General features: G+C 74.8%; 13 protein-coding genes and 1 tRNA gene. 10 read left to right on the top strand and 4 right to left on the bottom strand.

Going from position 1 to position 10,422, the window contains the following annotated elements:
• From ABZU25_RS25210 to ABZU25_RS25170, 9 genes are all read left to right on the top strand, one after another.
• On the top strand, window positions 1-434 hold a 434-nt coding region (locus ABZU25_RS25210), incomplete at its 5' end, for a 4Fe-4S dicluster domain-containing protein (protein WP_355031831.1).
• Window positions 431-1,648: an NrfD/PsrC family molybdoenzyme membrane anchor subunit gene (nrfD, locus tag ABZU25_RS25205; protein WP_355031830.1), complete on the top strand. Its 1,218-nt coding sequence runs from the start codon at window positions 431-433 to the stop codon at window positions 1,646-1,648. The genes ABZU25_RS25210 and nrfD, both read left to right, overlap by 4 nt.
• Before the next feature lie 13 nt (window positions 1,649-1,661).
• Window positions 1,662-1,757, top strand: a tRNA-Sec gene (locus ABZU25_RS25200).
• Window positions 1,758-1,779: 22 nt separating this feature from the next.
• Window positions 1,780-3,084: an L-seryl-tRNA(Sec) selenium transferase gene (selA, locus tag ABZU25_RS25195; RefSeq protein WP_355031829.1), complete on the top strand. Its 1,305-nt coding sequence runs from the start codon at window positions 1,780-1,782 to the stop codon at window positions 3,082-3,084.
• A 2-nt stretch (window positions 3,085-3,086) separates the two neighbouring features.
• Window positions 3,087-4,946, top strand: coding sequence for a selenocysteine-specific translation elongation factor (gene selB / locus ABZU25_RS25190; protein ID WP_355031828.1), 1,860 nt, complete (start codon window positions 3,087-3,089; stop codon window positions 4,944-4,946).
• A 113-nt stretch (window positions 4,947-5,059) separates the two neighbouring features.
• Complete coding sequence (locus tag ABZU25_RS25185; RefSeq protein WP_355031827.1) at window positions 5,060-5,800, top strand: hypothetical protein; 741 nt, start codon at window positions 5,060-5,062, stop codon at window positions 5,798-5,800.
• Between the two features lie 39 nt (window positions 5,801-5,839).
• Entirely contained in the window at window positions 5,840-6,037 is a 198-nt protein-coding gene (locus tag ABZU25_RS25180) for a hypothetical protein (RefSeq protein WP_266242638.1), read from the top strand.
• 80 nt (window positions 6,038-6,117) lie between these two features.
• On the top strand, window positions 6,118-7,395 hold the full coding sequence (locus ABZU25_RS25175) for a hemolysin family protein (protein ID WP_355031826.1): 1,278 nt from the start codon (window positions 6,118-6,120) through the stop codon (window positions 7,393-7,395).
• Window positions 7,396-7,468: 73 nt separating this feature from the next.
• Window positions 7,469-7,654 carry a hypothetical protein gene (locus tag ABZU25_RS25170; RefSeq protein WP_036410487.1) on the top strand — a complete coding sequence of 62 codons (186 nt, stop codon included), beginning with the start codon at window positions 7,469-7,471 and terminating at the stop codon, window positions 7,652-7,654.
• A gap of 7 nt (window positions 7,655-7,661) precedes the next feature.
• Here the strand turns inward: ABZU25_RS25170 and ABZU25_RS25165 are convergent, their stop codons facing one another.
• Entirely contained in the window at window positions 7,662-8,312 is a 651-nt protein-coding gene (locus ABZU25_RS25165; RefSeq protein ID WP_355031825.1) for a hypothetical protein, read from the bottom strand.
• A 125-nt stretch (window positions 8,313-8,437) separates the two neighbouring features.
• Between ABZU25_RS25165 and ABZU25_RS25160 the strand changes: the two genes are divergently transcribed.
• Entirely contained in the window at window positions 8,438-8,641 is a 204-nt protein-coding gene (locus ABZU25_RS25160) for a hypothetical protein (protein ID WP_355031824.1), read from the top strand.
• Between the two features lie 6 nt (window positions 8,642-8,647).
• On the opposite strand, the gene ABZU25_RS25155 is transcribed toward ABZU25_RS25160, so the two are convergent.
• The 3 genes from ABZU25_RS25155 to ABZU25_RS25145 form a co-directional block, all read right to left on the bottom strand.
• Window positions 8,648-9,124, bottom strand: coding sequence for a hypothetical protein (locus ABZU25_RS25155; RefSeq protein WP_355031823.1), 477 nt, complete (start codon window positions 9,122-9,124; stop codon window positions 8,648-8,650).
• Window positions 9,121-9,333 carry a hypothetical protein gene (locus ABZU25_RS25150; RefSeq protein ID WP_030492016.1) on the bottom strand — a complete coding sequence of 71 codons (213 nt, stop codon included), beginning with the start codon at window positions 9,331-9,333 and terminating at the stop codon, window positions 9,121-9,123. Before ABZU25_RS25150 ends, ABZU25_RS25155 begins: the two co-directional genes overlap by 4 nt.
• 96 nt (window positions 9,334-9,429) lie before the next feature.
• Window positions 9,430-10,311, bottom strand: a complete 882-nt coding sequence (locus ABZU25_RS25145) for a universal stress protein (RefSeq protein ID WP_355031822.1) — start codon at window positions 10,309-10,311, stop codon at window positions 9,430-9,432.
• Window positions 10,312-10,422 lie beyond the last annotated feature (111 nt).

Here is a 10,422-nt window from a genome sequence, read left to right as displayed (position 1 = left end):
GGTGTGGTTACTGCATTTCGGCGTGTCCGTACGGGGTGATCGATCAGCGTAAGGATGACGGTCGGGCGTGGAAGTGCACGCTGTGCTACGACCGGTTGGGTGCGGGGATGACGCCGGCGTGTGCGCAGGCGTGTCCGACCGAGTCGATCCAGTACGGGCCGCTCGACGAGTTGCGGGAGCGGGCCGCGGAACGGGTCGAGACGCTGCACGAGCGGGGCGTGTCCGAGGCCCGCCTGTACGGGCACGACCCGCACGACGGCGTGGGCGGTGACGGGGCGTTCTTCCTGCTCCTCGATGAACCCGAGGTGTACGGGCTGCCACCGGATCCGATCGTGACCACCCGCGACCTGCCCGCCATGTGGAAACGCGCCGGCCTCGCCGCCCTCGCCATGACCGCCGCCACCGTGTTCGCGTTCGTCGGAGGTTCCTCGTGAGTCCCCAGCGCCCAGAGGTGGGTGACCTGTTCCGTCGCTTCCGCGACCGGCTCGCCACCAACGGCCCCGGCCAATCGGCCGCCGACGGCCCCGGCCAACGGGGTGGTCCGCGGGTGCGGGGCGGGGCGGCGGGCGCCGGCTCCCGCGCGGACCTGACCTCGCCGCAGCCACGGACCGCCGAACCCTCCGGTCTGCGGGCTGGTCGCCGGGGCGGGCGTCGCGGCGGCGGCGAGGAGCTGCGCGTGCCGGAGGCCGAGTTCACGTCGTACTACGGTCGGCCCATCCTCAAGGCGCCGGTCTGGAAGTGGGACATCGCGGCGTACCTGTTCACCGGTGGGCTGGCCGCCGGCTCGTCGCTGCTCGCCGCGGGTGGGCAGCTCACCGGGCGGCCGGCGCTGCGTCGCGCCGGTCGGGTGACCGCGCTGGCCGCCGTCAGCGCCAGCGCGGTGTTCCTGGTCAAGGACCTCGGCCGGCCGGCACGGTTCCATCACATGTTGCGCGTGGCCAAGCCGACCTCACCGATGTCGATGGGCACCTGGATCCTCACCGCGTACGGGCCGGCCGCTGGCGTCGCCGCCATCGCCGAGGTCGCCGGTCGGCTGCCCCGCCACGGTCCGCTCGGGCTGGCCGGTCGGGCGTTGCCGTCGCTCGGGCACGTCGCCGGGCTGTTCGCCGCCGGGACCGCGCCCGCGCTGGCCACGTACACCGGGGTGTTGCTCGCCGACACGGCGGTGCCATCGTGGCATGAGGCGTACCCCGAGTTGCCTGTCATCTTCGCGGGCAGCGCCCTGGCCAGCGGCGCTGGCGTGGGTCTGCTCGCCGTGCCGCCGGAGCAGGCGGGGCCGGCCCGCCGGATGGCGGTGGCCGGCGCGGCCCTGGAGTTGGTCGGCACGCACCGGGTGGAGACCCGCCTCGGTCTGCTCAGTGAGCCCTACCGGTTGGGTCGGCCCGGTCGGTTGCTACGCGCCAGTCGGCTGCTCACCGCCGGCGGGGTCGCCGCTGCGTTGCTCGGCCGGCGCAGCCGGTCGGTCAGCACGCTGTCCGGTGCCGCGCTGCTGGCTGCCTCGGTGCTGACCCGGTTCGGCATCTTCTACGGCGGCGTCGCCTCCGCCCGCGACCCTCGGTACACGGTGGTGCCGCAGCGCGAGCGGGCCGACGCCCGGCGAACCGGCATGGATCTTCCATCTGATCGGGCGGCCCCGCCCGCAGTGTGATCGAATGTCCGGTGGAGGCGTTCAGGCGGCTGGTGCCCCTCCCGGTCTTCAAAACCGGAGTGGTCCGGGACCCGGGCCAGGCGGGTTCGATTCCCGTCCGTCTCCGCCAAACCGCTGCAGGAGATGACGCGATGGGCGACGGGCCGGTGGACCCGCGACGCCGCGTGCCCCGCACCGACACGCTCCTCGCCGACCCGCTCCTGGCCGCGGCCAGCGCGACACTGGGCCGGGACCAGGTCAAGGCGGTCGTCGTCCGCGCGCAGGAGCAGGCCCGCCGTGGCGAGATCACACCCGACGAGGTACGCGACGCCGCGGTCGCCGCGTTGCCCGCGCCCGGCCCCCGGGTGGTGCTCAACGCCACCGGTGTCGTGCTGCACACCAACCTGGGCCGGGCGCCACTGTCGCCCGCCGCGGTCGCCGCGGTGGTGGCCGCCGCCGGGCACACCGACGTCGAGTTGGACCTCAACACCGGCCGACGGGCCCGTCGTGGCCGCGACGCGCTCGACGCCCTGGCCGCCGCCGTGCCCGACGCGGGCGCCGTGCACGTGGTCAACAACGGCGCCGCCGCGCTGGTGCTGGCCGCCACCGCCCTGGCCGCCGGCCGGGAGATCGTGGTCAGCCGCGGCGAACTCGTCGAGATCGGCGACGGCTTCCGCCTGCCCGACCTGCTGGAGAGCACCGGCGCTCGACTGCGGGAGGTGGGCACCACCAACCGCACCACCCTCGCGGACTACGCCTCCGCGCTCGGCCCGCAGACCGGCTTCGTACTCAAGGTGCACCCGTCGAACTTCCAGGTCACCGGCTTCACCTCGGCAACCCCGGTCCGCCAACTGGCCACCCTCGGTGTGCCAGTGGTCGCCGACATCGGCTCCGGCCTGCTCGCCGCGGATCCGCTGCTGCCCGACGAACCGGACGCGACAAGCACCCTGCGCGCCGGGGCCGCGCTGGTCACCGCCAGTGGCGACAAACTGCTCGGCGGCCCGCAGGCGGGGCTGCTGCTCGGCGACGTCGAGCTGATCGACCGGCTGCGCCGTCACCCGCTGGCTCGGGCGTTGCGGGTGGACAAGCTCACCCTGGCCGCGCTGGCCGCCACCCTGCACCAACCGGACACCCCAACCCGCACCGCCCTGCACGCCGATCCGGCCGCGCTGCGCGAGCGGGTGGAACGGCTGCGCGACCGGCTCGGCGTGGACGGCCGTAAGGCGGAGGTGGTGCCGGCCGTCGCGGTGGTCGGCGGCGGCGGCGCCCCCGGCGTCGAGTTGGACTCGTGGGCGCTGAGCCTGCCCGAGCGCTACGCCGCGCCGCTGCGCACCGGAAACCAGCCGGTGCTCGGCCGGGTGGTGCGGGGCCGACTCCTGCTCGACCTGCGCTGTGTGTCCGCCGACGCCGACGAGGCCGTCCGCGCGGCGGTGCTGCGCGTACCCGGGGACGACTGAGCGTGTTCGTCGTCGCCACCGCCGGGCACGTCGACCACGGCAAGTCGACACTGGTCCGGGCGCTGACCGGGATGGAACCCGACCGGTGGGCCGAGGAACGCCGCCGGGGGATGACCATCGACCTGGGCTTCGCCTGGACGACGTTGCCCTCCGGCGGCACCATCGCCTTCGTCGACGTGCCCGGCCACGAGCGGTTCGTGCCGAACATGCTCGCCGGGGTCGGCCCGGTGCCGGCGGCGCTGATCGTGGTCGCCGCCGACGAGGGGTGGATGCCGCAGTCCGCCGAGCACCTGGCCGCGCTGGACGCGCTCGGCGTCGCGTACGGCCTGCTGGTGGTGACCCGCGCGGATCTGGCCGATCCGGGACCGGCGACGGCCCGCGCCCGTGCCGAGATCGGCGCGACCAGCCTCGGCGCGGTGGAGGCGGTGGCGGTCAGCGGTCGCACCGGCGTTGGTCTGCCGGAGCTGCGGGCCGCCCTGGACCGGCTCAGCGTCCGACTGCCGGCGCCCACGGTGGACGATCCGGTCCGACTCTGGGTCGACCGCAACTTCACAGTGCGGGGCAGCGGCACCGTCGTCACCGGCACCCTCGGCGCCGGTCGGCTGCGGGTGGGCGACGTGCTGGAGTTGGCCGGCGCCGACGAACCGGTCCGGGTCCGTGGCCTGCACTCGCTCGGCGAGGCCCGACCGGAGGCCGCCGCGGTGGCCCGGGTGGCGGTCAACCTGCGCGGTACGCCCCGCGACCGGCTCGGCCGCGGTGACGCGCTGCTCACCCCGGGCCGGTTCCAGCCCACCGACCTCGTCGACGTCCGGCTCACCGGCGACCCGGCCGCCGACCTGCCGGCCACTCTCACCCTGCACGTCGGGTCGGCGGCGGTGCCGGTCCGGGTCCGACCGCTCGGCCCGGACACCGTCCGGCTGCGCCTGTCCCGCCCGCTGCCGCTGCTGGTGGGCGATCGGGCGCTGCTGCGGGACCCGGGCCGGCACCACGTGGCCGGCGGGGTACGGGTGCTGGACGTGGCACCGCCGCCGCTGGGCCGGCGGGGTGCGGCCGCCGCCCGCGCCCAGGTCCTCGCCGAGTTGGACGGTCGACCCGACCTGGCGGGGGAGCTGCGGCGTCGCCAGCTGATCCGGGCCGGCGAGTTGATCCGGATGGGCGTGCCGGTGCACGCCGAGCCGGTGCAAGGCGTGCCGGTGTACGCCGGGCCGGTGCCAGGCGGGCCGGTGCCAGGCGGGCCGGTGCGAGGCGGGCCGGCGCAAGGCGGGCCGGTGTACGCCGAGCCGGTGGCCGGTGACTGGCTGGCCGACCCCGCACACTGGCGGCGGCTCGGTGAGCAGTTGACCGAGGAGGTCGCCCGGCACGCGCGGGAGCACCCGTTGGAGCCCGGGATGCCGGTGGACGCACTGCGACAGCGCCTCGCCCTGCCCGACCGGGTGCTGGTCGAGGCGCTGGTCCGGCCGCCGCTGCGGATCCACGCCGGTCGGGTCGGGGCGGCGGGCGCCGACGCGCTGCCCGAACCGGTGGCCCGGGCCGTGCAGCGCGTCCGCGCCGAGTACGGCGACCGGCCGTTCCGCGCCCCCGAAGCCGACCGTCTCGTCGACCTCGGTCTGGGTCCCCGGGAGATCGGCGCGGCCGTGCGGGCCGGCGCTCTGCTGCGGTTGGCCGACAACGTGGTGCTGCTGCCCGACGCGCTCGACGACGCAGTTCGGGTGTTGGCCGGGCTGCCGCAGCCGTTCACGCTCTCCGCGGCCCGGCAGGCGTTGGACACCACCCGCCGGGTGGCGGTGCCCCTGCTGGAGCTGCTGGACCGTCGCGGTGCGACCCGACGACTGCCCGACGACGCTCGGATCGTCGTCACCTGAGCCCCGGAACACCCCGTCCGGCCAGCCGCTGCCCGTGGGGCTGAGCTTCTGGCGACCGGGTGTCGCGCCGATCCGGGGCTGACAGGATCGCGTCGGGATGCGACGGTGGGCCGATGGTTGAGGTGACCTCGTCTCCGTGGCGGACCGCTGGCGGCCGGTGGCGCCAGGTCCTCCCGTTGGCGCTGCGCTGGGGGCTGCCGGTGCTCTGGGTGCTGTGGGCATCCCTGGCCTGGTGGGTGGAGCCCCGCGAGTCGACGGAGGCCCAGCTCGACCGGGATCTCGCGGCCGGCCGGGTGGTGACCTTCCAACGGGCGTACGGCTGGGCCGACGACGACGCGTACTGGGGCAGCCGGCCGCGCTTGCAGTATGCGACGAACGGCGGGTTGCTCGCCTGGACCGTGCCCAGCGGCCAGACCCGGTACGCGTTCGTCGACCCGCCGGCCTCGGACTTGTCCTCCGCCGAGCCGGACCTGTCCGCGAACGGGGGGCGGGACGCGCGGCTCGCCGCCGTCGCCGATCCGTGGCAATCCGGGAGCGCCGCCGCGCACCGGATCGCGGAGGCCGCCGCCGTGCTCGCCGGCGTGTTGACAGTGCTGTGGCTGGGCCGGCTGATCGGCGGCGCGCCTCCGCTGGCCGGCACCCGATGGTTCTGGTTCTGGATCGGGCTCCTGCCGTTCGGGACGGGTGTGCTGGCCTGGACCTACCGGGAGGTGTGGCGGCCACCATCGACTGCGGTCGGCGATCGTGGCTCGGGCTGGCGTGGCCTCGGCTGGCTGATCCTCGCCGGGGTCGCGATCACCCTGCTGGTGGCCGCCGCCCGTTGGCCGCTCGGGACGGCGGTGGTGCCGGGCTAACCGGCCCCCGGGTCGGCGGCAGTCACCTACGGTGACGCCATGGACCCTTCGGCGGTCTGGCGGGACCGGCAGCACCAGTGGCGGATCGAGGCGTACCGCGCGCCCGATCTGCGGTTCGCCATCTACGCCACCAACGGCCCCACCGAATCGGTGCCGCTCTGGCTGTTCGGCATGTCGGCGCTGGCCCGCTGGCTGATGACCCACGCCATCTCGCTGGACGACCTGGAGGTCGACTGAGCGGTGGCGCGGGAGCAAACCGGACCTGGGAGCGGCTGCGCTGCGGTTGAGTGACCTGAGGCGGCGGACGGGGGTGCGCGATGGGTGGTCAGCTCGTGCAGGTGGCGCTGGTGGCCGTGCTGGTGCTTGTCAACGCCGCACTCTCGGGCAGTGAGATGGCGTTGGTGACGCTACGCGAGGGGCAGTTGCGGCGGTTGGGGCGACGGTCGCGCGCCGGGGACCGGCTGGTGCAGCTGTCCCGTGACCCCAACCGCTACCTGGCCACCATCCAGCTCGGCATCACCCTGGCCGGTTTCCTCGCCTCGGCGGCTGCCGCGGTGTCGCTGGCCGAGCCGCTGATCGGTCCGTTGGGTTTCCTCGGTGGCGTGGCCCGTCCCGCCGCGGTGTTGCTGGTGACAGTGCTGCTGACGTTCGTCACGCTGGTGCTCGGCGAGTTGGCGCCGAAACGGTTGGCGATGCAGCGGGCGGAGCGCTGGGCGTTGCTGAGCGCCGGCCCGCTGGACCTGCTCGCCCGGGTGTCCCGGCCGGCGGTGTGGCTGCTCAGTCGGGCCACCGACGCGGTGGTACGGCTGGCCGGCGGTGACCCGCGGGCCAACCGCGCGGAGATGACCGAGGAGGAGTTGCGGGAGATGCTGGCCAGCCAGCGCGGCCTGTCGGCCCAGCAGCGGGAGATCCTGACCGGCGCGTTCGACATCGCCGGCCGGACGTTGCGGGAGATCCTGGTGGCCCGGCGGGAGGTGATGACACTGCCGGCCAGCCTGACCGCCGACGAGGGGGTCCGCCGGCTCGCCGCCGCCGGGCGGTCCCGCGCCCCGGTCACCGGTCCCGGTGGCCTGGACGAGCTGCTCGGGGTGGTGCACATCCGCGACCTGGTGCAGGCCGGGACGGGGTCGGTGGGGGAGCGGGTGCGCTCGCCGGTGCTGCTGCCGGTGACCCTGCCGGTCGCCGACGCGCTGCGTCAGCTCCGTCAGGAGCATCAGCAACTGGCCCTGGCGGTCGACGAGCACGGCGGCATCGACGGCCTGGTCACCATGGAGGATCTGCTGGCCGAGGTGGTCGGCGAGTTGTACGACGAAACCGACCGGGACGTGCACGGGGTGATCCGGGAGGAGGACGGCGCCCTGCTGGTGCCCGGTGACTTCCCGCTGCACGACCTGCCCGACCTGGGGGTGCGGCTGAGCTTCCCGTTGTCCCGGGACTACACCACGGTGGCCGGTCTGGTGCTGGCCCGGCTGCGGCACCTGCCCGGCCAGCCGGGAGAGACGGTACGGCTACCCGGGCTGACCCTGGAGGTGGTGGAGGTCGCCGACCGGGCGGTGCGTCGGGTGCGGCTGCGCGGGTTCAACGCCGACCGCTGACCGGGTCGCCCGGACGGGGGACAACAGCGCCGATCAGCCCCGCGGCGGACGCGACCCGCCTACGGTGCGATTCGTGAAGGACCGAGGTTTGCGTACGTTCGTCACGGTGCTGGCCGGCCTCGCGGTGATCTACTTCGGCAGCGCCGGCCGCAGCCCCGAGGAGGGCCGTGGGATCTCCGGTGGGGTGGTGGTCCTGGCGTTGCTCGCCGCGTTGCTGGTGTGGCACCTGACCAGGCCGGGGGACAAGACGGTGAAGTGAGCGCGTCTCAGCGGGCGGCGACCCGGGTGACCTCGCCGGCGGACTCCTCGCCGAGCGCCACCCGCACCAGCGCCGAGGCGAGCCGGCCGAAGTCCGGTTCGTCGACCAGGCCGGCCAGCCCGTCCGGGGAGCCCGGCAGACCCAGCCGCTTCGCCCCGGCCAGCGCCCGACGGTCGGCGTACGGGCGCAGGTCGGACCAGACCGTCTGAGCCTCGCGGAGGTAGATGTCCGCGCCGGTGGGGCCGATGCCGGGAAACTCGGTGAGCCGTCGGCGCAGCCCGGCCGGGTCACCCTGGGCCTCGCGGTGTAGTCGGCGCAGGTCACCGTGCCAACGGTCCAGGCAGAGTCGGGCGCCGGTGCCGAGCATGGTGGCCGTGCGCTCGTCGTAGCGGCGGTAGTGACCCCGGCCCAGCGCGTCGACGCGTTCCTGCCAACTGGCCGCCTCCATCGCCTGTGGTGTGCGGTAGCCCGCGGCGAACAGCTCCCGGGCGGCGTCCACCGCCACGCACGCCCGGATCCGGGTGCTCAGCAGGGTGGTCAGCACCAGCAGCTGGTACAGCGGCCCGGGGCGGTCGGAGAGCCGGATGCCGGCTTCCTCCGCGTAGGTGCGGCCCCGCCGGTCCAGCAGGACCCGCACCACCGTTCGATCGTTGCCCACATCGACCGGGTACCCGATCCGCGTCCCGCTAGCCGCCGACCGGGGTCGGAATGCCACCGGAGCGGGCGGGTATGCCGACGGTGGAGGCGGTCGATGCCGCCCGCCGTACCCGGAGGGAGACACCCATGGTCAACCCGCAGCAGGAGGAGCTCCGGCGTAACGCCAAGGGAGCCACCAGTCAGGACAGCAAGGGGCCCAAGCCGACCGGGCATCCGCTCAATCGCGGCTCGTCCCGGGGCGACGTGGGTCGCCCGGTGCCCAAGGGGCAGGTGTCGCCGTACGGCCCGGCCGGTGAACCGGTGGCCGAGGACGACAGCGACACCCGGTAACGGCCCCTAGCGACCGCGACCTGACGGCCGCCGCAACCTGTTCCAGGTGGCGGCGGCCGTCAGCCCGTACGCGAGGTGCGGGATGATGTCGGAGATCCAGTCGGAGCGCCGCCAGGTGCGCGGATCACTGATCCCGAGCGCGGTGACCGACCCGTCGGTCATGGTCATCACGCCCGCGCCGAGCAGGCCGGTGGCCATCGGCAGTGGTTGGCGCCGACCGCCGGCGTAGAGCGCGAACGCGACGCCAGCGGCGATGCCCAGCCCGTAGCCGATCAGGGGTCCCAGGCCCGAGCGGCGGTTCGCCGCCCGGCCCCCGGAGCCCAGGTCCACGTGCGCGATCCCGGCCAGCCGGTCGACGGTCTCCTGTGGGACGTTGCTCTCCGGCCGTCCCCGCAGGGCCATGTCGAGGTAGCTGACCACGTTCAGGGCTGTGCTGCCGACGGCGCCCGCGATGGCGCCGTCGGCCACGTCGACCCTCCTCACTTCGGGTCGCCCGGTTCGCGCTCGCCCTTGGGGCCGTACGTGCGGTCGCCGCGTACCACGCCCCGCTGGCCACGATCCTCCTGGAGGATCCGGTTGGCGACCTGGTTGGCCTTGCCGTCGGGTACCCGACGTCCGGAGTCGTCGATCGCGTTGCGCAACCGCGCCCGCTGCTTGTCGTAGGCGTTACTGCCCGGCCGTGGTCCTGGCATCTGGTGCCTCCTTCGTCGGTGGGCATCTGCTGTCGCCCTCGTCGCCGGTGGCGTACCGCGGACGTCTACCCGTCTGGCGGCCGGTGAACCTCGGTCCTAGCGGGGGGCGTGGACCACGGCGACCGGGCACCGCGCGTGGTGCAGCATCGACTGGCTCACCGACCCCAGCAGCAACCCGGTCACCTCCCCGCGCCCCTGACCGCCCACCACCGCCAGTTGCGCGGAGCCGGACGCCTCGGCCAGCACGGCGCCGGTCCGGCCGCGTACCGCCCGGCAGGTCAGCCGCAGCTCCCGGTGGTGCTCGGTCAGGCCGGTCAACCACTCGGCGATCATCCGCTCCTGCTCGCCGTGCAGCTTCGCCTCGTCGTACACAAGGGGTTGCATGTCGCCGGGGCCGCTGCTGCCGGGGTGCCGGTAGGCGTGCACCGCCAGCAGCGGCACGCCGCGCGACACGGCGGTCTCCGCCGCGAAGTCGGCCGCCAACCGGGCGGCCGGCGAGCCGTCGACCGCGACCAACACCGGCTCGTCGGGTCGTTGCGCGCCGCGGGCCACCAGCACCGGGCAGTCGGCGTACGCGCAGACCTGCACCGCCACCGAGCCGACCACCAGCGCCGAGAAACCACCCAGCCCGCGGTCGCCGAGCACGATGAGCGCGGCGGTGGGCGACTCGCCCACCAGCACCGCGGCGGCCTCACCGTCGATGATCTCACCGGAGATCGACAGTCCCGGTACGGTCGCCTCGGCCTCGGCCACCGCGGCCTGGACCAGTTCCTCGGCCTGGTGGCGCAGCCCACCGCCGGGCGGCGCGTCCGGGGCGGGGGAGACCGGCACGTGCAGCAGCGGCCAGATGAACCCGTGCACGACTCGCAGGGGCCGGTGCCGGCGCGCTGCCTCGGTGGCGGCGAGGCGTACGGCGCGCAGGGCCGGCTGCGAGCCGTCCACGCCGACCACCACCGCCGCGCTGTTCGCCGAGTTCACCGCCCACCTCCCGCTCGGGCCAGTATCGCGGGCGGGAACGTCTCCGCGCCGCGATACCGCTGAGCGCGTCGGGGTCGGTACGCTGGCGACGACCGGTCCGGAGGGAGGATT

The organism is Micromonospora sp. NPDC005215 (genome assembly GCF_040607915.1).
Lineage (GTDB): Bacteria > Actinomycetota > Actinomycetes > Mycobacteriales > Micromonosporaceae > Micromonospora.
This window is presented reverse-complemented; position numbering and strand designations above follow the sequence as displayed.